General features: G+C 36.9%; 18 protein-coding genes. 10 read left to right on the top strand and 8 right to left on the bottom strand.

Annotated elements, in window-relative coordinates; all coding sequences use genetic code 11:
• Nucleotides 1-178: 178 nt before the first annotated feature.
• Together G7Y57_RS03595 and G7Y57_RS03590 are read right to left on the bottom strand one after the other, a co-directional pair.
• A complete protein-coding gene (locus tag G7Y57_RS03595; protein ID WP_165020798.1) occupies nucleotides 179-1,072 on the bottom strand; it encodes a DUF4835 family protein in 894 nt (297 codons plus the stop codon).
• A 1-nt stretch (nucleotide 1,073) separates the two neighbouring features.
• The gene (locus G7Y57_RS03590) at nucleotides 1,074-3,056 is read right to left on the bottom strand and encodes an OmpA family protein (protein ID WP_165020797.1); all 1,983 of its coding nucleotides are present in this window, start codon (nucleotides 3,054-3,056) and stop codon (nucleotides 1,074-1,076) included.
• 108 nt (nucleotides 3,057-3,164) lie between these two features.
• On the opposite strand from G7Y57_RS03590, the gene crcB reads away from it, so the two are divergent.
• The 4 genes from crcB to G7Y57_RS03570 all read left to right on the top strand — a co-directional run bounded on the left by crcB (nucleotide 3,165) and on the right by G7Y57_RS03570 (nucleotide 10,688).
• Nucleotides 3,165-3,524: a fluoride efflux transporter CrcB gene (gene crcB, locus G7Y57_RS03585; protein ID WP_165020796.1), complete on the top strand. Its 360-nt coding sequence runs from the start codon at nucleotides 3,165-3,167 to the stop codon at nucleotides 3,522-3,524.
• 100 nt (nucleotides 3,525-3,624) lie between these two features.
• Entirely contained in the window at nucleotides 3,625-9,480 is a 5,856-nt protein-coding gene (locus tag G7Y57_RS03580; RefSeq protein WP_255491319.1) for an alpha-2-macroglobulin family protein, read from the top strand.
• Between the two features lie 110 nt (nucleotides 9,481-9,590).
• Nucleotides 9,591-10,130 (top strand): murein L,D-transpeptidase catalytic domain-containing protein, encoded by a 540-nt coding sequence (locus tag G7Y57_RS03575; RefSeq protein ID WP_185153915.1) that lies wholly within the window; start codon nucleotides 9,591-9,593, stop codon nucleotides 10,128-10,130.
• A 162-nt stretch (nucleotides 10,131-10,292) separates the two neighbouring features.
• Complete coding sequence (locus G7Y57_RS03570) at nucleotides 10,293-10,688, top strand: DUF1573 domain-containing protein (RefSeq protein ID WP_165020794.1); 396 nt, start codon at nucleotides 10,293-10,295, stop codon at nucleotides 10,686-10,688.
• A 225-nt stretch (nucleotides 10,689-10,913) separates the two neighbouring features.
• Here G7Y57_RS03570 and G7Y57_RS03565 read toward each other — a convergent pair whose 3' ends face one another.
• Nucleotides 10,914-13,235 carry a BamA/TamA family outer membrane protein gene (locus tag G7Y57_RS03565; RefSeq protein ID WP_255491318.1) on the bottom strand — a complete coding sequence of 774 codons (2,322 nt, stop codon included), beginning with the start codon at nucleotides 13,233-13,235 and terminating at the stop codon, nucleotides 10,914-10,916.
• A 191-nt stretch (nucleotides 13,236-13,426) separates the two neighbouring features.
• On the opposite strand from G7Y57_RS03565, the gene G7Y57_RS03560 reads away from it, so the two are divergent.
• Together G7Y57_RS03560 and G7Y57_RS03555 are read left to right on the top strand one after the other, a co-directional pair.
• Nucleotides 13,427-13,822 (top strand): VOC family protein, encoded by a 396-nt coding sequence (locus G7Y57_RS03560; protein WP_165020792.1) that lies wholly within the window; start codon nucleotides 13,427-13,429, stop codon nucleotides 13,820-13,822.
• 9 nt (nucleotides 13,823-13,831) lie between these two features.
• Nucleotides 13,832-14,584: an RNA methyltransferase gene (locus G7Y57_RS03555; protein ID WP_165020791.1), complete on the top strand. Its 753-nt coding sequence runs from the start codon at nucleotides 13,832-13,834 to the stop codon at nucleotides 14,582-14,584.
• Here the strand turns inward: G7Y57_RS03555 and G7Y57_RS03550 are convergent, their stop codons facing one another.
• The gene (locus G7Y57_RS03550; protein ID WP_165020790.1) at nucleotides 14,585-15,769 is read right to left on the bottom strand and encodes a hypothetical protein; all 1,185 of its coding nucleotides are present in this window, start codon (nucleotides 15,767-15,769) and stop codon (nucleotides 14,585-14,587) included.
• Nucleotides 15,770-16,273: 504 nt separating this feature from the next.
• On the opposite strand from G7Y57_RS03550, the gene G7Y57_RS03545 reads away from it, so the two are divergent.
• The 4 genes from G7Y57_RS03545 (at nucleotide 16,274) to G7Y57_RS03530 (ending at nucleotide 20,107) form a co-directional block, all read left to right on the top strand.
• Complete coding sequence (locus G7Y57_RS03545) at nucleotides 16,274-17,752, top strand: DUF3943 domain-containing protein (RefSeq protein WP_165020789.1); 1,479 nt, start codon at nucleotides 16,274-16,276, stop codon at nucleotides 17,750-17,752.
• Nucleotides 17,753-17,757: 5 nt separating this feature from the next.
• Nucleotides 17,758-18,168, top strand: a complete 411-nt coding sequence (locus G7Y57_RS03540) for a GNAT family N-acetyltransferase (RefSeq protein ID WP_165020788.1) — start codon at nucleotides 17,758-17,760, stop codon at nucleotides 18,166-18,168.
• Between the two features lie 140 nt (nucleotides 18,169-18,308).
• Nucleotides 18,309-19,277: an aldo/keto reductase gene (locus tag G7Y57_RS03535; protein WP_165020787.1), complete on the top strand. Its 969-nt coding sequence runs from the start codon at nucleotides 18,309-18,311 to the stop codon at nucleotides 19,275-19,277.
• Between the two features lie 407 nt (nucleotides 19,278-19,684).
• The gene (locus G7Y57_RS03530) at nucleotides 19,685-20,107 is read left to right on the top strand and encodes a hypothetical protein (RefSeq protein WP_165020786.1); all 423 of its coding nucleotides are present in this window, start codon (nucleotides 19,685-19,687) and stop codon (nucleotides 20,105-20,107) included.
• A 181-nt stretch (nucleotides 20,108-20,288) separates the two neighbouring features.
• Here G7Y57_RS03530 and G7Y57_RS03525 read toward each other — a convergent pair whose 3' ends face one another.
• The 4 genes from G7Y57_RS03525 to G7Y57_RS03510 all read right to left on the bottom strand — a co-directional run bounded on the left by G7Y57_RS03525 (nucleotide 20,289) and on the right by G7Y57_RS03510 (nucleotide 26,025).
• Nucleotides 20,289-21,317 carry a hypothetical protein gene (locus G7Y57_RS03525; RefSeq protein WP_165020785.1) on the bottom strand — a complete coding sequence of 343 codons (1,029 nt, stop codon included), beginning with the start codon at nucleotides 21,315-21,317 and terminating at the stop codon, nucleotides 20,289-20,291.
• Between the two features lie 182 nt (nucleotides 21,318-21,499).
• Nucleotides 21,500-22,315, bottom strand: coding sequence for a Bax inhibitor-1/YccA family protein (locus G7Y57_RS03520; RefSeq protein ID WP_221412102.1), 816 nt, complete (start codon nucleotides 22,313-22,315; stop codon nucleotides 21,500-21,502).
• 605 nt (nucleotides 22,316-22,920) lie between these two features.
• Entirely contained in the window at nucleotides 22,921-24,534 is a 1,614-nt protein-coding gene (locus G7Y57_RS03515) for an ABC-F family ATP-binding cassette domain-containing protein (RefSeq protein WP_165020784.1), read from the bottom strand.
• A gap of 57 nt (nucleotides 24,535-24,591) precedes the next feature.
• On the bottom strand, nucleotides 24,592-26,025 hold the full coding sequence (locus G7Y57_RS03510; protein ID WP_165020783.1) for a PDZ domain-containing protein: 1,434 nt from the start codon (nucleotides 26,023-26,025) through the stop codon (nucleotides 24,592-24,594).
• Between the last annotated feature and the right edge of the window lie 4 nt (nucleotides 26,026-26,029).

Below are 26,029 nucleotides of genomic sequence, written 5' to 3'. Positions count from 1 at the left end.
GCTAGTAGTTATGAGCTGGTATTTGTCTCTCGTCTACTCTGTCATCCCGATACGCAGTGAGGGATCTATTCTCCTATAACAAAGAATAGTCAAGATCCCTCACTGCGTATCGGGATGACAAATTCGAATGAAGATTTTACATCGAACTCACGTTAAAACAATAAGTTTCAGAATAATACTATTTCAACGTATTGATAATATTATTCTTGGTAGGAAACATTAGCAAAAGTTTCTTTTTTATCTCTTGTTTCTCTTCGGTTGTAGCTTGTGAACAGATTCTCACCAGTTCCTCCATTTTTGTTTCAGCAAAAAGAGTCAACAGAAGAGACGATGGTCGGGCTTCGTATACCTTTTGCAGATCAGCTATAGATTCAATTACACGTATTCTTGCACGTGCCGGATTGGTCGACATTTCATCCAAACCAAGGCGATGATAATTATACCACATTGTATGAAATGACTTCGAACTTTCGTCCGTAAGTGCCACCGCCAGATCATACCGATTACCTTTACCCGAAAAGGGCTCCCAGCCTTTAGTGTTAAGCGTTTGAGCTTTATTTGCTATATCCAAAGCTTTATCGAAATAAGGTCGTCCCCCATTCAGAGAAAATGAATCGAAATCCAACCCAATAATGATATACGAATAGAAAGCAATGGTTGCAACCAGATTACTCGTTACATTATAATTATTAAAGTCGACCGATTGTCCCATCAAGTAGCTAAATTCAAACTGAGTATCCCTATAATTTAGAATAGGAGTCACATAAGTAGAATTATAAACCGGACGACGAGTAGTAATCTGTATGTCGGCTATAAAACTATTTTCAGTAGGCATTTCATTAACAGTAATACCAACAATGGCATCTATCCGCTCGGTTCTTGAGAATGTGGCATCTGTCCATTTTTGTTCGTTCAATAGCTGATTAACAGCATTCTCGAGCGAGGTGATTAACTCCCTGTTCGGCGACTGTACTTTTTGTGAATTTAAAGTCAGTTTTGCATTAAGCTCCTGCGCTTGCATTATAGCAACAGAACTTATGAGAAATAGTATAATAGATATATATCGCTTCATTTTATTCCAAATTATAAGTTACACTCAATACCTTAAATTCAGTACGGCGATTTATCTGATCTGCCATCTCCTGCTGCTCAGGTGTTAACTGCAATACAAATTCTTCGTTCAGGACTTCACCCTCATTTAAGAAATCATATTTTTTAATAACATTCTTTGTTACAATCTTAGGTTCTCTCTTTCCTTTACCAACGGCAGTCAAACGATCTTTTGCTATTCCCGCATTTATAAGGTAATTCACTACCGATTCGGCGCGTCGCTGCGATAAGCGGTTATTATACTCATCACTCCCTTTTCGGTCGGTATGAGCCGATAGCTCAATAGTAACATGAGGATTGAGATTAAGTAATTCAATCAAGCCGTCTAATTCTTCTTTCGACTCGGGACGTAAGGTCGCCTTGTCGAAGTCATAAAATATATTTTCTAGTACTACAGGTTTATTGATGGGTGTCAATACAAAATCAACGAGATAAGTGGTATCTTTCTCCATATCCAATGTTCTGAGTGATTGTCTGGTATTCAGATAGCCCTCGCCACTTCCCAGAAAAACATAATCGACACCACGATTCACATCAAGTTTATATGTTCCATTGGTTTTTCCCTGAAATCGCTTATTTGTACCATCACGCCCCACCACACGAATGGTAGCATTAGATATAAATTCATCATCTGTATCTACAATATACCCCTCTGCAATAGTAGTTACTATCGGATATATGAATGAATATAAGTGATCGAAGCCTTTGGCATCTCCTCTGTTAGAACTAAAGAAACCACTTTCGACATCTCCCTCGAAGGTAATTCCAAAATCGTCCGCTTGCGAGTTTATGGGAAACTTCATATTTTCGATAGACCACTGCTTTATTTTCCCATTATATACAGCCTTATAAATATCTAGCCCTCCCATGCCAACATGTCCGTCGGATGAAAAATAAAGTGTAGAGTCGTTTCGCATATATGGAAACATCTCATCGCCTGCCGTATTAATATCAGCACCGAGATTTTCTATGTATTCTACTAAATCACCAACCATTCGGGCTCTCCATATATCTTTTCCTCCGTATCCACCAGACATATCAGACACAAAGTAGAGAAAGTCACCGGACGGCGATATGGCAGGATGAGCGTAAACGCTTGTTGTATCTCTTCGGTTAATTTCGATTTTTGTACCGACTCCCCATGCTCCTCCTGAGCGATAAGTGGCATATATAGAAACAACAGCAGCTCCTGTCGAATCGGGTGGGCAACTGGTATAATACATGACTGTCCCCGATGGTAGGAAAGATACCCCACCCTCGTCACCTGCTGTATTGATAGGAGAATCTACATGTTCGGGCTTCATCCACTTACCACTTTCGTCTTTACGGGCCATGAAGATATCGTTTAGCTTCGCCCCTGTTATACCACTGATTGTATCGCCTGTTGTCCCTTCACGGTTAGAGGCAAAAAAAACCTGATCATAATCGGGAGGAAGTAACATCGGAGCAAACTCCCCCTTTCGGGAGTTCAATATCTCTTCGTTTTTCACGACATAATATGTCGGATTAGCTTTCCAATTAGGGGCTATTTTAGTTCCCTCCAACCCATTTTGTCCGAATTGATTATCCGGAAAAAGCTTTAAAAATTCTTCGTATTGCTTGCCCGATTGCAAATAACTACCCACTTTTTGAAGTGAGCGACCATATTGCAGCGAAAGCGTACTATCTACATGTCTATAACGTACAGCATTGGCATAAGCCGGGTTAGCCCGTAAAGGATTATTATAAAGGCGATAACATTCTGCCATTTTAAAAGCAACCTCTCCGCGCAATTCACGCTTCTTGGCTGGTGTCTGCCTATAAATCTTACGATACATTTCAGCAGCAGTAAAATATTCACCTTGAGCAAACTTCTCGTCTGCATCACTCATTTTGAGCTGCTTACATGACATTACTAAGATAGTTAGCAATACGATTCCCGATATATAATAAATGTATCTTTTCAAGATAGAGTCTCTTTTCTTATTTAATGGATGCACAAATATAACTTTTTTCTGTTTAGAATATTGCCTGTCAATAATATAAATATCAGCAGATATCAGTATATTTGGGGCATGATCAAACAAATCCTACTTGTTGGAGCAGGCGGTGCTGTAGGGAGTATTATGCGCTTTCTGACATCGGAGGTTACAACTAGATATTGTAGCTTAACTTTTCCGTTGGCTACATTTATAATCAATATACTCGGATGTCTTGGCATAGGTCTGCTTGTCAATCTCATCCCCTCCGGCAACAACCTTCGTTTCTTACTGATAATAGGTTTTTGCGGTGGATTTACGACATTCTCAACCTTTGCACGCGAAACTTTTGACCTGATAGAACTCAACCAAATGCCTCTTGCTTTTGTTTATACTATGTCTAGTTGTATTCTTGGCGTATGTGCAGTATGGCTGGGTATGTATATTACAAAATAATAAGGAATTCACACATTCTTTGATTTAAGAAAATTAAACATTTCCTTTTATGGAATGCGGATACCAACGGTATCTATCAATATAAAAAATACAATATTTTATGAAAAAGCAATTACTTATTGGTGTACTTTTAATATTAAGTATTACTATGATAGCTCAAAATTCAAACAAAAGATATAACGCCGAGTGGAAGCAAGTCGAAAAATATGAAAAAGAAAAACTACCTCAATCGGCTTTAGGTGTTGTAGATAAGATTTTAAAGAAAGCAATTGCTGATAAAAACAACCAGCAGGTTGTGAAAAGCCTTATTTATAAAGACAGATTTGAAAAGGCTATTAATACTGATGACAAAAGCAATCTGATTTATGACCTGGAGAATCTAATCTCACAAACAAATAATATTCAAGAGAAAGCTCTTTTACATTCTATGCTTGGAACGCTATATCACGAATATTACTCAAGTAACAGGTGGCGCATAGATGAGCGTACACAATTAGAAGATCTCATACCTACTGACATACAAGAATGGAGCACTAATATATTTATTGACAAAATCAGAGAGAATCTAAATCTGTCAATACAAGATAAAGAAACATTAAAAGCGCACAAAACCAGTGAGTTTAATATTTTGATAATACCCGGGGAGGACTCGCCTCAATACTACCCTACCCTATACGACTTTTTGATGCTTCGTGCTATCCAATTGTCCGAAACAGTGGCAAATATGCGTAGCCAAACAAAAGATCTCACTACTGCAACAGGACTTACACTCGATCAGCTAGCTCTCCCTGCAGATCAGTACATAAATCTAGAGATAAAAGATAGTGAACATGAGATGAGCTTACCTTTCACATACTATCAGCAGTATTTGAAAGACCTGCTTAATAGAAATATGACTTCGACTATAATAATCACAGAGTTAGGGAAGATACAGTTTATCGGAAATATTGCGCGAAATTATTCAACTAGCGGGAAAGAACTTGAAGCATATATAGACCTGCAAAAAAGATATGACAACAATGAAACATCAGTCGAAGTTATAGATGCAATTATTGGTGAGATTTTAAACACTACTTCCGATTCGAATGAACGTAACGAAAAAGTGTATTATTGGTGCACTAAAGGAATAAATCAATATCCAAACTACAGCAAAATAAATATACTCAAGAGCAGACTTCTTACATTGGAAGAGCCAAGTATTAGCATCAGTAATGAAAACAATCCGGCTTACCCCAATACGCCAATTAGTATAAATATTTATCACAAAAATATACAAGCCTTAAAGAGGAATGTCACTTTCAATCTTTACAAAATAGAAAAGAATCAATATTATAAGGTAAACCAGTATTCACCCGAACTTATTTCTGAAAAAACATATATAGTAGACACTGTAAAACTAAACATAGGAGAATTACAACCCGGCTCTTATGAACTCGTATATATCTCGAATGAATCTGACGATGAGGATGAAGAAGCAAGTACATCATTAACCCACGGTAGTCGCATATCATTTATTGTATCAAGTCTCACAACTTATAATAGAAACAGTGCTGAAAATGAATACGAAATATATGTTCTCGACCGTATTACCGGAAAACCGGTTTCGGGAGCTTCTGTAATTGTCTATCAGGAATACAGGGATACAAATGACAAATGGAAGAAAGTAAACACACAGATTGAAACAAACGATCTTGGCCTCGCAGTTTTCAAAGACACATTAGAAAGGAAAAATAATAATTATAGTTGGAATGTTGGAGAGTATAAAGTAAAGCTTGATTCTGATACATGTTTGCAAAAAGCCAACCTATCCCGAGGTGCATATAGTTATAGACAAAGTAACTCGACTCCAAATTCTACAATCAGTATATTTACAGACAGAAGTATATATAGACCGGGGCAAACCGTTTATTTTAAAGCGATAACACTTAATCGTAATGGTAAACCGATCGAACGAAATCGCTCTGCGGTGAAACTTTACAATACAAATGGAGATATAGTAACCGAAAAAGATCTTATTAGCAATGAATTCGGTTCTATATCGGGAGAGTTTATCCTTCCTCCGTCAGGACTACTTGGTATATATTATATTGAAGTGGATGGAGAAGCCCAATCTTATTTCAACGTAGAAGAATATAAACGCCCCACTTTCGATATTACATTCGATAAGGTGAAAGATACCTATTCATTCGGTGAGGAAATAAAATTGAAAGGCTATGCCAAAACCTTTTCAGGAATAAGCCTACAAGATACCGATGTGGAATACACCATTAAGAGGCGGGAATCTAATTTCTGGTTTCGTCCCAGAATGAGTGCAGGCAGCCATTTCGGGGATGGTAAAGTAATAACTAACGAGGATGGGTCTTTCGATATATCTTTCGTTCCAAAAGCCGCTGATTCTAACAATGGCATTTTACGAAACAATATTTACATTTTCGACATTACAGCATCTGTAACAGATATCAATGGCGAAACTCAATCCAGCACATACTCTGTCACCGTAGGCGATGTATCGATGGCCATCAAAATAGATATCCCTACCCAGATAGAGAAATCTGACAGTACCAAAATAACTATTAACACCCTAAATCTGGAGGGTGAAGAGATACAAACAAAGGGCACTTACACTCTTTATACCGTAAATGATAATGGTTCAGTAGAAAAGACGGTATTAGATGGCTCTTTTGAAACAGGTACACAAGAAGATTTTAAAACGAGACTAAAAGAACTTGCTTCAGGTAAATATCAACTGCAAGTTAAGGCTATCGATAATAAAGGTAAAGAGGTTAATGAAAAAGCCGATTTTGTACTTTACTCATACGAAGACAAGAAACCTCCCATAAAAACAAATGCATGGGTTGTTGAAAAAAACATTATTTTCGACAAAGATACTCCTGCCGAAGTTATTTTCGGAGCTAGCGGCAACGATGTATATATACTTTATCAATTATATAACAACTCGAAATTATTCGAGCGTAGGTTCATTAATCTTAGTGATACTAATCAATCTTTCGAGGTTCCGTATAAAGATGAATACGGCGATAATGTTTATATGTCATTTACTTCAATAAAAGATGGTAAGTTCGAGAATAACGACATATTACTTTCCAAGAAAGAGGAGAAGATAGATAATAATCTCACAATAAAGCTAGATGTATTCAGAGATAAACTTCTTCCGGGCAGCAAAGAAACATGGACTATTAGTGTCGCAAATAGTAATTCTGAACCCGCAATAGCAGAACTATTGGCTTCGATGTATGATATTTCGCTCGATAAAATTACTCAGCCGAATGTCTGGTATCTAAACCGTCCGTCAATCCAGAAAGAGGTTATATATCCGATTAATTTCAATATTCTTGACACTAATTCATGGCGTTTTAGCCCAACAAAAATAAGATTACGTGGTTATAATCAGCCCCAAATAGATTGGGTATATAATCTGATATCCGGTAATACATTTGATAAGCTAAATTGGTTTATACCACTGAGCGATGATAAACATAGTGTTGATATAGCAAAGTTGAAGAGTCATAAAGTAGCAGTCGAAAGTACCATGTATCGCAGTAAAGCTGTCGGCGGAGAGGTTCAAGACGCCTTAATGCCTGAAAAGATGCCAAGCGAAACACCTCAGATCAGAAAAAATTTTAACGAAACAGCTTTTTTCTACCCCCAACTACTAACTAATAAAAAAGGTGAAACTCTTATTTCATTCACCGTCCCTGATAGTAATACTTCATGGCGATTCAGAATTCTTGCTCATGACAAGGGCGGCAGATCCGGAGATGTAGAAAAAACCGTAGTGACACAGAAGAAGCTAATGATAACACCTAATATGCCACGCTTTATACGCCAGGGAGATAAGACTACTATATCCACTAAAATATCTAATTTGTCAGAAACAGGAATTAAAGGAAAGGTAGGTATTGAGTTTTTCAACCCAATTACAGATAAGGTCATTTATCTGAAGATTGCGAATCAGAACCAAGCATTTTCCATCGAAAAGGATGCATCGACCTCAGCTAGCTGGACATTCGATGTACCGACTAATCTTGAATTCATCGGTTGCCGCATTGTGGCACAAAGTAAAACATTCAGTGATGGAGAACAACACGCATTAGTTGTATTACCAAACAGTATGCTAGTTACCGAGAGTATGCCTTTCGATGTAACAGAAAAAGGTGTTAACACCTTTGTTTTCGATAAATTGAGGGATAATAAATCTGAATCGTTAAGTAACTACAGGTTGACATTGGAGTATGCCAGTAATCCTGCATGGTATGCCATACAATCATTGCCGACTATGACCAATCCATCGACTGAGAACGCGGTAAGCTGGTTTGCCAGTTACTATTCAAACTCGTTAGGAGCGTCTATTGCCAGACAATACCCTAAGGTTCCGGCTATTATAGAAGCCTGGAAAATGCAAAATGAGAGTACAGAAACCCTTGTTTCGAAATTACTGAAGAATGAAGAACTCAAAAACGTTCTGTTAGAAGAAACGCCATGGGTGATGGATGCTAAAAACGAAACAGAACAAATGCAACGCTTATCGCTATTATTCGACTGGAATAATACAGAACAGTTAACAAACAGTTCAACCAATAAATTAGTTGAACTGCAAACCAGCGAAGGTGGCTGGAGTTGGTATAAAGGTATGGGAACCAGCAGAAGTGTTACACAATATATTTTATATGGTTATTCTCAATTGCAGTTAGTAGGCCAGGTAGAATATCCATCACAAATAAAAGAAATGCAGATGAGCGCCCTTAAGTATCTGGACACTCAAATAAGCAACGATTTCAAAAATTTGAAAACAAATAATAAAGATTGGGAGAAAATAACAAAAATATCGACCAGCCAGCTCGAATACTTATTTGTACGCTCATATTACCGCGATATTCCTATCGACAAAGATGCCCGTGATGCTGAAAGATTTTATACATCTATTGCCAGTAAGAACTGGACAAACCTGGACCTATATGAATCGTCGATATTAGCTGTACTACTCAAACAAAATGGAGATAAAGATTTAGCAACAAAAATTGCGAAATCGATTAAAGAATATTCAAAAATCGATAGTAAATTAGGTATGTACTGGCCAAACAACAGGAATCAAGTATTTTTGTCGATGTCTGCTGTCAGCACACATACATTTCTTATGAATGCACTGAAAGAAAACGGAGCGAGTGATAAAGATATGGATCTGATGAAAAAATGGCTGATTAAGCAAAAGCAAACTCAGGAATGGGAATCGACTCATGCCACTATCGACGCCATCAATGCACTCTTAAGCACAGGAAGCAATTGGTTTACAGCAGAAGAAACGCCTATCAGCATCACTGTAGGTGGAACTAAAATTGATGTTGATAATAAAGAATTAGGTACAGGTTATATAAAAACGACATGGAATAAATCCGAAATAACAAGTGACTTGAGCAAAGTAGAAGTAATAAACGAAAATAGCCATCCATCGTATGGAGCTCTATACTGGCAATATTTCGAAGATATGAATAAAATTACATCGCAAGGGGGAGATCTGAATATTGAGAAACAGTTATTTAAAGAAGTAGTAAGCACTACCGGAAAATCGTTGCAACAAATAACCGATGGCAATCCATTGAATGTTGGTGACAAAGTAATAATTCGTCTGACTGTTAGAGCTAATAATGATATGGAGTTTGTACAATTGAAAGATATGCGCGCATCCTGTTTCGAACCATTGCAAGCACTATCGGGCACAAGATGGCAAAATAGTTTACTATATTACCAGACAACGAAAGATGCATCGACAATCTTCTATTTCGACAATCTACCTAAAGGAACTTATGTACTTGAATATCCTGTATATGTGAATAGAACGGGCGAATATACAAATGGAATCACTACGATTCAATGCCTTTATGCTCCCGAGTTTACTTCGCATACAGCAGGGAATAAAATAATTGTAAAAGATAAATAATGAGAAAACTAACACTACTTACACTACTAACTATTACGTGCTTATCATTTGTTCGATGTAATTCGGATGTAAAATCTGTATTTTCATCAGAGGATGCAAAAAAAGAAGAAATGGAAAAAGAGCGAAAAGTGGCTTTTGACAGATTAAAGATAAAGGCAGATTCAGCAAAGGCTTTTAGCAAAGAAAAGGGATTTAGCACAGACTACTGTGTTTTAATCGATTTCAGTATTCATTCGGGTAAAAACCGCTTCTTTGTGTGGGACTATAAGAATGATACCATTAAGTACAGTAGTTTGTGCTGTCACGGTTATGGCAAAAAAAGCACTCAATCAAAGCCTGTTTTCAGTAACACTGAAGGCAGTTATTGTTCGTCGTTAGGTCGCTACAAATTAGGTGCTCGTGCTTATAGCCAATGGGGGATCAACGTGCATTACAAGATGCACGGACTTGATAAGACAAACGATAATGCCTTTCAACGAATAGTTGTACTTCATTCTTTTGACAGGGTACCTAATGAAGAAATTTATCCATCACATTTACCATTAGGGTATAGCCAAGGATGTCCTGTTATATCGGATGAGGTTATGCGAAAAATGGATGCACTACTTAAAGAGACCAAGAAACCAGTCTTGATGTGGATATATACTTGATCATTTTAAAAAACAATCAGAATATATAAATCATACCTATAATGTCAAATTTTGTAAATTCCTTAACGAGTTTCATATTTATTAGTACATTTGTGTGTTAATTTATTCACAAATAAGGGATATACATTAATTAATTGAGTAACACATTCGAAATTTAGATATATGAAAAAAATTAGTTTTATTTTATTGGCTTTAATTCTTTCTACTGGCTTTATTGCTGCACAAAATGGAAAGAAAGCTCCTAAAGCTACATTTACAAACGAGGTGCATGATTTCGGCAAGGTCGAAGAAAGTGTAGGAACTGTAAGTTGCGAATTTGTATTTAAAAATAACGGTGATGCCCCTCTTGTGATTCAACGAGTGCAAACAACTTGCGGATGTACAACACCTGATTATACTAAGGAGCCTATTTTACCGGGTAAAGAAGGTAAAATAAAAGTTACATTCTCTACTACAGGACGTCCCGGCGTTTTTGATAAGAAAGTAACGATATTTTCGAACGTTCCTGACGAAGTTTACGTATTGACTATCAAAGGAGAAGTTATTCGTAAAAGATAAGAGAATAAGTATTGCATAATATAATAAAAAAGGTTGCCATTTTTCATGGCAACCTTTTTTATTATATTTCAATTTCTTCGTAGGAGTGAATCACATGTAGTAGTTGAGAATATCACGGATATATGCCATGTTTCTATAGTAGTTTGAAGTATATATACTCAACTAAAATCTGTAAAAAGATTGTGAGTACCAATTTATTAAAACCAATTCTTAGTTCATTATATATCAGAATGGATAACCGACAGCAATGTGCCAAGCCACATTCTTCTTGAATTTATAAGGTTCCGATATAGGCCATCTTCTCGTATTTGGATTATCAGACGGATCGTAAGCTTTCCAGCCAGCATCAAGGCGAATCAGTACAAAATCAAAATTGAGACGAATCCCCAGTCCCCAAGCCGCAGCTATTTCTTTATAGAAAGTGTTAATTTGAAACTGTCCCTGTTCCTGACCTTCATATCCCTTTACAGTCCATATATTTCCGGCATCGATAAAAGCTCCCAACTCCAGAATCCAAAATAACTTGCTCCGGTATTCGATATTCGCATCCATACGCATTTCTCCTGAGTGATAATAGAAATTATCTTTCTTTTCGTCCTTAGCATAAAAAGATCCCGGGCCAAGTTCTCGCACAGCCCATCCTCTCACATTATTTGCTCCACCCGAGAAGAATCGCTTTTCGATAGGGATTTGGCTGAAATTTCCGTAAGGATATGCTAATCCACCACCTACGTGCCATGCTATTGAATTTTTCTCATCAAGAGTATAAGTTTTGCTATAGTCGAATGTTCCTTTAAGATATTGAGCAAAGTTAGTACCAAATATTTGACGCGAGCCTGATTCTTTTTTTGTATCGGCTATTATTGCGGCCAATGCTAGGACATTACCAGCCGACTCTATGGAAGCCCGAAGAGAATAAACAGACGGCATTAGTTTATTAGTATTGTTGGCATTCGTTTTAGAGAATGTATAACCGGCACTCATTATAAATTGATTTGTAAAACTGTACCGGAATGCTGCTTCCGACAAATTATTTCTAAAGGTAGTGTCTAATTTACTTTCGGGTACACGTATATAGCTTACATCTATGAGGTCAATAATATGCCGGATAGAAGAACGTCGCCTATCCTGCCATGTGTATTTAACTCCTGAAGACAACACTGTTCTACTGAAAAATCCAGGTCTTCTTTGGTAAGTATAATTACCTGTGAGTTGTGTTGTAGCATGTATGCGTTGTCTGAAATCCCGATCCAACAAGGGAAACATAAAACGAGGAAACGTTAGAGAAGTCTCCCCACCTATTTCGAAATAATTATCCTTGAAACTTGAGAAATTAGGGGTAATAGCTTCATAAGATCCACGCAAACGAACATTAAACTGCTCTGATCCCCTGAATATATTACGATGTAAATATCCTATCCCGGCGCCTACACCAAAGGAACCTTTAGAGTTAGTACCTTCCAATTCAGTAGATATCCCCTGTTTCTTATCCGGAATACAAGTAATTATACAGCGCAACTTGGTAGAATCATTTTCCCAATACTCAGCATAACTTATATTTACATTCTTCAATATACGTAACTGCGATAAAGCACTGTAGGTCAGGGCAGTCATATTTTCGTTATACAATTCTCCCGGACGAATAAAACAATTATTGAGTATTACATAAGGTTTGATATACTCACCTCTTTCTCCATAAAGAATACGATAACCATCCTTCTCGTAAATACTTGTTGGCTCATAGCTACTTATATCACCTATTTCTATCGGATTAAAATCAACATACAAGTCAACTCCTGTAACCTCATACTGACGATGGGGGGTTTCTGTCGTCTGACCATTCTGCGCACGTTGGGTAAATGGATATATGCTTAATTCTAATTCTACTTTATTGTTGCCCAAAGTTGTATCTGCTACAAAACCTATGTATTCTTTGTTGAACGCATAATAACCGTTACGTCTAAATAGAGATGTTATCCGATCACGCTCCTGATCCAGCATATCCAAATCGAATCTTGAGTTTCTATGAACCAGCGAGTTACGATACAGAATACTATCGAGGCTGAAAACCACAGTATCAGACCCAAACTCATTTCTTTTAAAACTTTTTGAAGGGAAAGTTGGCAATAACTCCTTGTTAATCGTAGTTTCCTTTACATCAATAATATAATCATCTATCTTATATGGCTTGCCTGCTTTTATATCGTATATGATTCGCGCACGCTTACCCCTAAGGGTTATAATAGGCGACACCTCTGCATTCAAATATCCTCTATTAGTCATAATACGCTTAAGATCGACAACAGTATGGTCGACTTGGGTACTATCATAAATTACGGGAGGTTCGCCTGCATGGCGCAATTTTTTATTAACCCACTTTGTAGAATCGTGCCCCGAAAGATTATATATAGATAAAGGCAGCTTGAATACTTCAAATGTTTTAAAATTGGGTTTTTGTTTTATATAAGTATTAAGCTCCCATGCAGAAATGGATTTTGTATCACTTTTCACCTCAGCACTAGCCAGTAAGTATTTCCCGTCGGGCACAAACTTAGTGGACTTACATGCTTGGAATAACAAACATGAAAGAATGATTATAACTGAAAAAATGATTACCTTAACCCTCATTACTATCAACTAGTACAAACAGATTTCTGAAATGAACGACAAATTTATCATTTTAATTGTTTCTTTTCGTAGATTTGTTGTAAAAAAGAAATTAAAACAGATATTTCACTATGAAACTAGATCATGCTGCCATTTGGACTAATAATTTGGAAAAATTGAAAGAGTATTACGTACAATTTTTCGATGCTGCACCTAACAGTATATATGTCAATGAAACAACTCATTTCAGTAGTTATTTTTTATCCTTCGAATCGGGTGCCAGATTGGAGATAATGCATAGATCAGACATACCGGACAACAAGAATGACATTATAAACCTTCAATATAAAGGACTGATACACTTAGCCTTTTCGGTAGATTCGAAAGACGAAGTAGATGCTAAAGCCAAACAATTGGCAGAAGCCGGTTACCAGATATTACGAGGCCCACGAACAAGCGGCGATGGCTATTACGAATTTGAGACTATTGATCCCGAAAACAACCGTTTAGAAGTTATCTACAAATAAGAGCTGAGAATGAGCCTGAGCAAGAACAAGCTAAAATATATCCGCTCTCTGAAAGAGAAAAAATACAGATCCGAATATGGAACTTTTGTTGCCGAAGGTAATAAGATGGTTGGTGAATTACTCACCTGCATGAAATGTCAGCTACTTGTAGCTACTAAAGACTTCTTACAGGAGATTGACATAAGAAATATTGAAGAAATAGTTGAAGCCAGTGATAGTGAACTATCACAAGCCAGTTTCCTCAAAACTCCGCAACAGGTATTAGCTGTTTTCTATCAACCACAATCAGACAATGATATAAAACCAGACAGTGAACTATATCTTGCCCTCGACGGCATACAAGATCCCGGTAATCTAGGTACAATTATCCGTCTTGCCGATTGGTATGGTATCAAGCATATTTTTTGTTCGATAGATACCGCTGACATATATAACCCTAAAACCGTGCAAGCTACGATGGGGGCTTTAGCCAGAGTAACTATTAATTATGTAGACTTAGCCGCTTTTCTGCAAGAGAATGAACATCTGCCGATCTATGGCACTCTACTAGATGGCGAAAACATGTATGACCAGGATATTACTCCGAATGGTATTATTGTGATGGGAAATGAAGGTAACGGCATTCGCCCCGAAATAGAAAAACTGATTAATAAGAAATTATATATCCCCAATTACCCTGTTGGTCAGGCAACATCCGAATCGCTTAATGTAGCAATTGCAACAGCTATTATTTGCGCCGAGTTCAGAAGGAGAAGCATGTGATTACTCAAGCAAGACGTAAGCCCAATAGTGACTATCCTCATTAACTGGGCAGAGTGGCAGGTAGCCGGATAATAACTTTTTATCCTTAAATCGTGTAGGGTGATCGAATTGCATTTGTGTATGTTTTTCGTATATCTCGCCATCCTTTGAACTAAAATCGATGTGAAAGAAGCCTTTCCTCCCCAACGAAATATATTTTTCGATTAACTGAATAACCATAAAGCCCATATTGTAGCGCATATTTATTTCGAGGCAAGGCTGCAACGCATAGCTATTCTCATCTGTATAGATAAGCATATCTACACCTATACACCCTTTATATTCGTAAGCATATTTCTCTGACAGAATACTTATCAACTCCGATTTTACATCATCCAACAAAGCCAACGATATCTTATCGGCTAACTGCTTCTCGATATTTTCTTGTGAATCGATATAATTACCCAAATAAGCACCTTTTACGTTAGTAGCAAACAAAGAATATCCTGCAAATTCCACTTTACCCTTCCCATCAGACATAAATTCCATGGCAAAATCGACCTCTTTATCTAATAATCGCTCAATTGATAGCGTACCTTGCTTTTTAAGAATGCCGTGCAATATTTGCCTTTCAGTACGAGTCAGACCACCGATAGGCAGTCGAAGTAGTCCCCTACCCGATGAAGAGAACGGAGCTTTTGCCAATAGCTGAAAAGGTGAAGCTTCTACCACTTGCTCAATATCTTCGAGATTGGTATAAAAATGAGGAATGATAGATGATGATATTTGAGGTAATTGTCTAAGCAGCTCTTCCAAACAGTCTCGTGCCGCCTGCCGACTATTGAGATAGGCGTATGATTCTTTCCAAACAGGAAGTTTCAACTCCTGATGATATTCCTTATTAATTTCTTCAAAGACATTGATGGACTGAGGAGAAATACCCCATAGAAGAATATCCTGCATCTTATATTTTTTCAAGCGGTCACGGGTAATAGCTTCTATCTTAAAACCAAGATTTTCGGATAGATAAGAAACAAACTCCTCATTCAATTCGTCTTCAACCAGCACCACATCGCCCGGTGTAGCATACCAAGCCGGAAGAACCCCCAATTCCCGTTGCAAAATTGCGATATTAGCAGGATGAGTATAATATGGCGAACTATTTAAAACTGCCGTTTCGTGTCCCGGATTGAAATAATGAATCATAGTTTATAGTATAATGGCTGCAAAAATAGAGAATAAATTGTCGATCAATCGACTTATCTGAAAAAGGTAACAAAAGTAACACTTTTTCCATTGCTTTCTAATGTAACTTTTTCGTTTAACCAAAGAGTAAATGCAGTGAAGTAGTTTCTAGCTTTCAAAAGGTTGTCTTTTTATTTGTCTTTTACACTCTCTGTCATGCTGAACGATAGAAAGGATCTCTCAACCGAGATCCTTCGTTCCTCAGGATGACAAAATAATACGAAAAACAAAAAGTCAAGATGAATTCAGTATTTATATACAGCCCTTCTTATTAATATCGAATTTAATTCTCATACCTATTATAGATAAAATTGAGAGTCACTACGTGATTACCCCAAAACATACATTCGACACATCATCCAATATGTCTATATTTTCATCAAAGAAATTAGTATCTTATATGTTTAAATCTGAAATATATTATCTTTGCTCGCTCAAACAAGACTCATACGTAAATTTCTCTTAATGAAGAAAAAGATTTTCTTATCGCTTGCGATTCTTTTCTGTACAAACTCTGCTTATGCACAATTCGCTATACGAAATTCGGTTAGAGACCCCAAACCTGCCGATTCATTAGACATAGCATTCTATTCAAAAAAGAAAGGATGGGCAGCTGCAGGGCAAATATTTACACTCAATATGGGTATATGGGCATTCGACAGATATATCCAAAAAGCCGAATTCGCTTATATAAGCAGTCAAACTATAAAAGACAATCTAAAACACGGATTCGTTTGGGATAACGATCAGATGGGAACAAATATGTTTCTACACCCCTATCACGGTAGTTTATATTATAATTCGGCACGTTCCAGAGGATATAATTTCTGGGAATCGGGTGCATTTGCACTCGGTGGTAGCGCTATGTGGGAACTCTTTCTGGAAAATGAGTATCCATCGCTCAACGACATTATAGCAACCCCTATTGGCGGATTAGCTCTGGGAGAAACATTATACCGAACATCCGACTTAGTGCTCGACGACCGACTGACAGGTACTGAACGTTTCGGACGAGAAGCAGCAGGCTTTGTTATAGCTCCTACACGAGGACTAACACGTATACTGAATGGTGATGCATGGCGTAAGAGAAGCACATCAGGAAAACAGTTTGGAGTTCCCGATGTAAGCGTAGAAATATCGGCAGGGGTACGTGTATTGGAGTTAAGAGATGAAATATTCGACAAAGGAGTCGGTATGGCAACAGATATCAATATAGAATATGGTGACAGATTTGAAACAGAAAATCAAAAACCATACGACTACTTTTCATTCAAAGCGAATCTAAACATGCATAGTTCGCAACCTCTCCTCAGTCAATTAAATATTATCGGCAGACTTCATGTACTCGACCTGATAGATACCGAAAAAGATTTCCTAAGTATCGGTGCTTATCAACATTTCGATTATTATGATTCGGATACGATATCGGATGTTTCAGGCAAAATCCCTTACAAGTTAGGTACACCTGCTTCTTTCGGTGCAGGCTTAATCTATCAGAGCAAACGATTTGGAAACTATAAATTCGACGCACATGCGCACTTCAACGCTATCATTCTTGGAGCCGTACTTAGCGACCACTATAAGGTAGACATGCGCAACTACAATCTGGCAAGTGGTTTTGGTTGGAAAATGGGAGCAAATTTTGCTTACAAAGATAAATTTAGCCTATCGACAACTTACGATGCTTATCGCATGTTTACATGGAAAGGGTATCCCGAAAATATAGATTGGGACAATATAGATCCTCATAAATTCGATTATCAGGGAGACAGGTCGCAGGCTACTTTACATGTTGTCAGCCTCAGAGCAGATCTGCATGTATACAAAAAAATTTATATGACAGGAATCTTATACAATTATACGCGCGATACCGACTATAAATATTTTGAGAATGTATTTTCTCAGACATACGAAGGTCGTTTTATGCTAACCTATAAATTCTAATAAATATGACAATAACAGAAGCTCCATATAACAATGTATTACAACTGCGCCAGCAAGTAATGTATCCTGACAAGGATATTGACTTCGTGAAACTGGCCGATGATGACAAAGGTCTTCACATAGGGGTTTTCGTTGCAAACGAACTTGTATCTGTGATGTCTATTTTCATGAATGGTCGTGATGTGCAGTTTCGAAAATTAGCCACTCGTAATGATATGCAAAATAAAGGCTACGCCTCTGCTCTTATGAAATGGCTTATCGATTATGCAAAGGATGTTAAGCTGGATCGCCTGTGGTGTAACTCAAGAGCCAATGCAGTAGACTTCTATAAAAGGTTCGGTTTTGAAGAAACCGATGAACGGTTCACAAAAGACGGTTATGATTTTGTGGTTGTAGAAAAGTCTTTTCTTAAATAAGAAAAACGTCTCAAACTATTTCCATTTCTGATTGTTTTTAACTATATATGCACATCAAAGTATTGTATTTGGATGTGCAGTCTCTTTATATACACCTACTAAAAAACAGTAAGGTCTGTGACCTCAAAGCAATTATAATTATGGCAACAAAAAGAAAAATAGGCAAATCGGATTTAGAAGTCTCTCCCTTTGTATTAGGAGGTAATGTGTTTGGTTGGACAGCTGATGAAAAAGCATCATTCGAAATATTGGATGCTTACCTTGAAGCCGGTCTTAATTTCATAGATACAGCTAATGTTTATTCAGCTTGGGCCCCGGGCAATAAAGGTGGCGAGTCTGAAACAATCATTGGCAAATGGCTTAAACAAAGTGGGAACAGAAACAAGATTGTATTGGCAACAAAAGTGGGTGCAGAAGTTTCACCCGACAATAAAGGCTTGAAAAAAGACTATATTATCAAGCAGGCCGAAGAATCGCTTCGCCGTTTGCAAACTGATCATATAGATTTGTATTTCAATCATTTCGATGATTTATCAACTCCCGTAGAAGAAACTTTAGAAGCATTTACCCAATTGGTAAAAGAAGGTAAGGTACGCTATATCGGTGCTTCGAATGTAAGTAAAGAACGTATTATCGAATCACTTGATAAAAGTGCAAAAAATGGTTATGCTGAATATGTTTGTTTACAACCTGAATACAATCTATATAACCGCAGCCGTTATGAACTCGAATACGAACCGATAGCAGAAAAATATAATCTTGGAGTTGTAAGCTATTACTCTTTAGCCAGCGGCTTCCTGACAGGAAAATACGATTTTGGTAAACAGGCCGAAGGACAACGTTCGAGTGCTGTGAATCTTTTCATGAACGATAGAGGCAAGATGATTATAGAATCGCTGTTGCAAGTAGCTAAAGAAACTAATGCCACACCTGCACAAGTAGCATTAGCATGGCTTATAGCACGTCCGTCTATCACGGCTCCTATTGCCAGCGTGTCGAAGGCATCTCAGTTGGATATATTGAAAGCCGTAGATTTAAAACTAGACAATGCATCAATAGAAAAACTGAATAACGCAAGCAAATATACAAAGCCATTCAGTCTTTGCTAATAACAAATATTTCTAAGATAAATAAGGCCGATTCGTTCTCGAATCGGCCTTATTTTATAAAAGTTGTACTGACTTTTTAGTCTTATGTGAAATAGGGTAAGAAAGCGCGAATTTTGCAATTGTAAATCGACAGAAAATAACACTCCTTATGCACAAAACACAGTGTAAAGAGTTGTCTTATTATTAAGATAGTGATTACTTTCATCGTTATTTTACTCAAAAAATATCAAATTAAATAAAAATACAAGATTAGTTTAAAGGTTTATTGTGTCAATTTTTACTATTATTGTATTTGTTTGATGTTTAATTTAAAAATCTAAAGCATGAAAAAATTATTCTATTCTTTTTCACTAATTCTAGTTGTGTTATTTTTAATTCCGTCTAGTCCAGTTTTAGCAAGCGATGCGTTGGTTTCCGAAGGTCAATCACAAGGCGTCGATGCGATTGAGCAAGCTGCAAGTTCTATTCCTGTCTATTTCTTTATTGGAAGCATGAGACAATACAGCGGTCCTGAGCGTACCGAGTTTACTGTTGGGGGATATCAACCAGCCTTAAAAGGATCACCCTATTGGACAGCTTTGCCGTCAACCAGAGCTTGTATTGGAACGTTTTCTTACACAAGACTCGATTATCCTTACACCCGTTTTAATGATTCGGATGATGTGACGATAAGAATGGATTTTTCGCGTAAGGTGGTTAGCATAAGCCCATACAATGGAGTGACTGTTGTATCTGGTGGAGTCGGCGCAATGTATGTGGTTTTGAAATGTAAAGTTTCTACTTTCAGTAGTTTGGCTACCAGCTTAGGCATTTTAAATCTTGAACCTTAATAAAATAGTATAGATAGCTTAATAAACCTGTCTTGGTTTTGATGGCGATAACAGAATAACAAATCAGCAGAGGGCAAAAGCCTACGAGTGGTCAGAATTTCTTCCGACCACTCGTGCATATATGAAGTTCCTTTTTCTTTACCGTTAAATTAAAAAGTCGAAATGACTTCATATTTAACTATTAACTATTATTTATCAAACTCAATATAAAAGTATGTATATCTTCTTTTTGCAAACCAAATTCGTCATTAAAAGCTCTATCGAAATTATCGTCAGTATAATGTTCAAGTAATCTTGAAACCTTTTCTTCCCCTCCTGTTTTTATAGCAGAATCTATAATTAAAGCACCTACAATATAAAATGGATTTGTCTGTTCGTCGATAAGAGTATTATAAGATTCGAAGTCTGACAAATTCATATCGGGATGGTTCTCAATATAGTCTTTTACAATGTTTAAGTGTGCTTGATAGGGAAGATTTGCACTACCACCATAATATGTTGCTATACCCTCTTGGAACAAGAAGGAGGCTGTAGGAAAGTTTGGTCTGAAAACGCCATGTATAAGCTCATGAGAATGATCTATCTGAGTTGCCAGCAGAATATTCGGATAAATAGAATAAGCTGCGAATTTAGTCGGAGCATTCGCAATTGTATAATCGAACCCGATGATTGAATTACATTCCGTAAGAGTATTTCCTAGAATATAAATAATATTGCTCTTATCGAGCTTATATTCTTTGAAAATATGATCTACAAAGTGCTCGCTTTTCGATGCTTTCTCTTTATCGAAATGATATGAGTCAGGATAATAGTAAGTAATTGAGCCTGTATCATAGACTTTCAATTTATCGCGATTGACATCAAAATAATTAAAGAGCTTAAATGTGCCGGGAGAGACTTCTTTAGCACAAATTTTATATGTGGCAAAAACAGTTGATTCCTCAAAATCATCCTTATAATATTGAGCGGAATATATCTGATAATGGCTAGTATCAACTTTTTGTATTCCGTAAGTAAATATGTCCCCATAACAATATAGTGGATCATCTGCTCCAAAGGAGTATTTTATAATATCTGTTTTTATGCTCGAATCTGCTTCAGATTCGCTCCAACATTCGGTCTGTAAAGAATCTATATCCAAACTACAGGCCTCAATATAGTCTTCCCATAGAATCATAATAGCCTTAATATCAGAATCATTAGATTCCATTAAGGAAGAACTGAAATTAATATTTTGCGCAGAAAGCGGAGAGACTAAAAACAATAGTATATATAATATTCTTAAGTGTCGCATTTTGATCTTTCTGTTATGTGAATACCTGCATAAATATCTAAAAAACTCTCATATTTACGAATAGAGAGTTTTTATAATTCATTATAAGTGACTGTATCCTAGCGGCTACGACCAGCTATTTTAATCAATAGTCTTAGTATCTCAATGTATAACCAAACTAATGTAATCATCAAACCGAATGCGCCATACCATTCCATATATCTAGGTGCTTGTGCTTCTGCTCCTTTTTCGATGAAATCAAAATCAATAATCAGATTTAACGCAGCAATGATAACTACGAATACACTGATACCAATACCTAGCGGCGTTGCAGCGTAGGCCGGTGATGAAATGCCAAAGAAGGAAAGAACAAAGCTAATTAAGTAAAAAACAGCAATAGAAGCTGTCGCTATAAATATTACACTTTTGAACTTCTGCGTTGCACGGATCACTCTGAATCTATACAGGATAAGCATTACAGTAGCAACTACAAATGTTAAGCTAAGTGCCTGGAAAACAATCCCCGGATAATATGCATTAGCAATAACAGATATACCTCCCAAAGCCAAACCTTCGAGTATGGCGTATACAGGAGACAGATAAGGTGCCATTTCTTTCTTAAATATAATGATAAGCGACACAATTAATCCACCGATAAGACCCAACCAGAACAAAGGCATAACTAATCCCTGATAGGCCAGACTTGTAAACATATTCCATGTTATAGCGGCACCCGCTACCACTAATGCCAGTAATAATCCTGTTTTACCAACTGCTCCATTGACAGTCATTACATTTGCAGAGTCTACTGCCTTACCCACTTTATCGTAAGTATCCTTACCGAAAGAAGGGTTGCTTGAGTCAAATAATCCCATTTTGTTTATGTTATTTTTTAAATTATCAGCTGCAAATATACTGAAAATAGTTGATTTCATATACTTGAATCTAAAAGATGGAAACTAGCCTTTTGAGATTAGCTATACACTCAAAAAAAGAAAGGTCTGGAATTAATATCCCAGACCTTTTATGAGTCTCTGTCTTTTTAAATTAAAAAACGATGCTTTCCGATGAAAGCTATGTCTTACTTGTAGTTTGTAAAATCAATATCTCGGAGAAGCCTCTAAATGGCTGTACATATAACCAAATCCGGCTTTCACAAGCAAGAAATGAAAAGTGAAGACAAAAAAGTTAAGGAATTTGCACAACCGTTAGAAGCTAAAATGCTCAGAACGCTCCATAGTGGCTTCCCCTCGATATTGTTAGTTTTATTATAAAAGCTTTAAATCCGGTGTATTTTTTACACATTCAACGCGCAAATATATGTAGATATTTTATTAACAATAGAATTTATTGTGTTAAAAATATAACATATTTAACCTATTCTTTTAGACTATCTAACGTATGGACATTAAACACGTATCTATAAACACATTGCCTTCCAAACTTTGTTTTACAAAAAAAATGGAATCTAATGATTCCATTTTTTATCTTGGGCTTAATTTATAATTATTTGCTTGAAGCAGACCCTTATCTTAAATAATTAGCTATACATTTTTTCTCGCAAAGTTTTTATTTCATCTGAAGTTATATAATCGTCATAATCAATAATCTTATCGATTGCACCTTTAGGTGTTAATTCAATTACTCTATTACATACCGTTTGTATAAACTCATGGTCATGCGACGACATTAACACATTGCCTTTAAACTGAATAAGTGTATTGTTAAATGCCTGTATAGACTCCAAATCCAAATGGTTGGTTGGTGAATCCAACACTAGGCAGTTTGCTGTTTTCAACATCATACGGGCAATCATACAACGCATTTTCTCTCCCCCTGACAGCACCTTTGTATTTTTCAATACCTCTTCGCCAGAGAATAACATACGTCCCAAGAAGCCTTTGATATAGATTTCGCTAGTGTCGTCAGAAAATTGGGATAACCAGTCTATCAGATTAAGATCGTCTTTGAAAAAGTCGCTGTTATCTAGCGGAAGATAAGCAGATGTGATTGTTTGTCCCCATGCAAATGTTCCCTTGTCGGCATGCGCTGCTTCATTGACTATCTCAAAGAATGCAGTCATAGCACGAGGATCTTTCGATAAGAATATAATCTTATCGTCCTTCTCTACATTGAAACTGATATTATCGAACAGAACTTTTCCTTCTATCGATTTACTCAACCCGTTTACTTCTAATATTTTATTTCCCGGCTCACGTTCAGGAGAGAATATAATTCCCGGATACCTGCGCGAAGAAGGCTTAATTTCTTCGATATTAAGCTTCTCGATCATTTTCTTACGGCTGGTAGTTTGTTTCGATTTAGCTACATTGGCACTAAATCGACGGATAAATTCTTCCAGCTCCTTCTTTTTCTCTTCAGCCTTTTTATTTTGGTTCTGTTGTTGACGCAATGCCAATTGACTGGATTCGTACCAGAAACTATAGTTTCCGGCAAACATATTCACCTTACTGAAATCAATATCTACTGTGTGAGTACAAACCGAATCTAAAAAGTGACGGTCATGCGATACAACAAGTACTGTATTTTCAAAGTTAGCTAAATAATTCTCCAGCCACATCACTGTTTCAATATCCAAATCATTGGTAGGCTCATCCAGCAATAGATTGTCAGGGTTTCCAAACAATGCACGAGCAAGGAGTATACGCACTTTCTGTTTACCACTCAAATCACCCATTGTCTGATAATGGAGATCTTCGCTTATGCCTAACCCACTAAGAAGCATCGCCGCATCGCTCTCGGCATTCCACCCTTCGAGTTCTGCAAACCTTTCTTCTAGTTCTGATGCTCTGATACCATCTGCATCCGTAAAATCTTCTTTAGCATATAATGCATCTTTTTCATTCATTATATCCCAAAGGATAGTGTGCCCCTGCAATACTGTGTTCATCACAGTATATTTATCGAAAGCAAAGTGATCTTGCGATAGTACCGACAGGCGCTCACCCGATCCTAGAGCGAAAGAACCATGAGTAGCGTCTTTCTCTCCACTTAATATTTTAAGAAAAGTAGATTTTCCTGCACCATTTGCACCTATTATACCGTAGCAATTACCGCTTGTAAATTTCAGATTCACATCTTGAAATAATACTCGTTTGCCAAATTGAATACCTAAATTTGAAACTGTTATCATGTCTAATTTTAAAAGAGGGATTCGTCTCCCTTTCTATTTGTTTTATTTATTATTATATCACAAAGATTTTACAACAACCGACCTGCGTATTGTAGGAGTTACCTGAAATATACGCGTTTGCATACCATCCCATGCTTCGATTGTTATCCTATCCGACGGATTAGGATTTACGTATTTCTCGAAATCGTATAAGTATGAGAAATTCGTCAGATTAGACGACTTATTGAATTCTTTCGCAATATCGCCATAAAAAGCCGGATTCCAGAACATACAATCTGCATATCCGTCTGCATTAGTAAATCGGGTCGTTTGATCTCTATATATTGTTGTTACATCTATAAAGCGTTTATAACCTTCCGACAATTTTTCTTTAGTATGCTGAAACTTTTTATTGTTTATCTTTTTTATTACATAGCCGGCACGTATACCCGCTGCAAAAGCAGGTGAACCTTCGTCTACATCGGATACCGTAGTCAGATCATCCGCATTAAAGTACATTCCTGTATAGTTATATCCATTGAAATCGACTACATATTTCACTTCTGTCTTAGCTGTTACGTATGGATATTCCATAAACATAAGAGGAATGTGAAGTTTAAGATATTCTTCGAATGAATATTTAGTTGACAAATAGTCTTTAATGCTGCAATCCCATATTTGAGTCAAGCGTGTCTCATCAATGTATTTCCGATCATAAAAACTGAATCCGAATTCAGCCAGATATTGTCCTTTTGCCTGAATATTATATTCGTTCGGATCTAAGATAGGTAGCTGTACCATTTCTTTCTTGTCAGAATCGAAGCGCCAAACTTTAGATGTAATACTAGGATTATTCTCCAAACCTGTATATTGAGGATTAGAGTCGTAATTATAATATGCCTGAATTATTATTTCAGGGTCTTGAGTATCTCGCACCAAACCTCTAGCTTGCAATGTTTTTTCGAGCAAAGCTGTTATTTGCAAGTCTACTGCAGTCGGATTGTCATCACGCTGAAAATCGTATGTGTGGTAATCTGCATAATCCACTTCGGCATTAGGCTCTACACGTAATGGTAAAGTAAAAGCACGCTGATTCGTATTTTCGAGGCTGTAAAAAGAAAAAATATCAGACAATTCTTTCTCATTCACACTATTCAGAGCGATACATCTACGATTTAGTGTATATTCTTTGAAATAAGTATTGAGGTTCCTTATTGTAAAGGTTACAACAGGATCATATACATTAAACAACCAATTAGCAATAGTTTGGTTATCTCTCAGATAAGTAGCCTTACCATTTATTTCCATTATGATGTCGTCTACCTTTATTCCCGATTTTTCGGCTGGCGAATTAGGCTCTACTCCGGTAATAACCAACTCCCCGTAGCCCCAGCTGGGGTTTTCACTAACTACGAACGTTATGCCATAATAGCAACTTTTATCATATCCTTGGGCACCAAGCGAAAGCACAGAAGCCACGAAGAATAAACACAGGATATATAAATATTTCATTTTT

The sequence above is a fragment of the Dysgonomonas sp. ZJ279 genome (genome assembly GCF_011039205.1).
Taxonomy (GTDB): Bacteria; Bacteroidota; Bacteroidia; order Bacteroidales; family Dysgonomonadaceae; genus Dysgonomonas.
The sequence above is the reverse complement of the archived record's forward strand: the minus strand, read 5'-3'. Positions and strand labels throughout refer to the sequence as shown.

Coding starts and splice junctions, on each gene's coding strand:
- G7Y57_RS03515 (WP_165020784.1), bottom strand. CDS start 24,534: ATGATAACAGTTTCAAATTTAGGTATTCAATTTGGCAAACGAGTATTA.
- G7Y57_RS03575 (WP_185153915.1), top strand. CDS start 9,591: ATGGAAAAAGAGCGAAAAGTGGCTTTTGACAGATTAAAGATAAAGGCA.
- G7Y57_RS03550 (WP_165020790.1), bottom strand. CDS start 15,769: ATGATTCATTATTTCAATCCGGGACACGAAACGGCAGTTTTAAATAGT.
- G7Y57_RS03510 (WP_165020783.1), bottom strand. CDS start 26,025: ATGAAATATTTATATATCCTGTGTTTATTCTTCGTGGCTTCTGTGCTT.
- G7Y57_RS03555 (WP_165020791.1), top strand. CDS start 13,832: ATGAGCCTGAGCAAGAACAAGCTAAAATATATCCGCTCTCTGAAAGAG.
- G7Y57_RS03580 (WP_255491319.1), top strand. CDS start 3,625: ATGAAAAAGCAATTACTTATTGGTGTACTTTTAATATTAAGTATTACT.
- G7Y57_RS03570 (WP_165020794.1), top strand. CDS start 10,293: ATGAAAAAAATTAGTTTTATTTTATTGGCTTTAATTCTTTCTACTGGC.
- G7Y57_RS03525 (WP_165020785.1), bottom strand. CDS start 21,317: ATGGAATCTAATGATTCTGATATTAAGGCTATTATGATTCTATGGGAA.
- crcB (WP_165020796.1), top strand. CDS start 3,165: ATGATCAAACAAATCCTACTTGTTGGAGCAGGCGGTGCTGTAGGGAGT.
- G7Y57_RS03595 (WP_165020798.1), bottom strand. CDS start 1,072: ATGAAGCGATATATATCTATTATACTATTTCTCATAAGTTCTGTTGCT.
- G7Y57_RS03540 (WP_165020788.1), top strand. CDS start 17,758: ATGACAATAACAGAAGCTCCATATAACAATGTATTACAACTGCGCCAG.
- G7Y57_RS03545 (WP_165020789.1), top strand. CDS start 16,274: ATGAAGAAAAAGATTTTCTTATCGCTTGCGATTCTTTTCTGTACAAAC.
- G7Y57_RS03520 (WP_221412102.1), bottom strand. CDS start 22,315: ATGAAATCAACTATTTTCAGTATATTTGCAGCTGATAATTTAAAAAAT.
- G7Y57_RS03560 (WP_165020792.1), top strand. CDS start 13,427: ATGAAACTAGATCATGCTGCCATTTGGACTAATAATTTGGAAAAATTG.
- G7Y57_RS03535 (WP_165020787.1), top strand. CDS start 18,309: ATGGCAACAAAAAGAAAAATAGGCAAATCGGATTTAGAAGTCTCTCCC.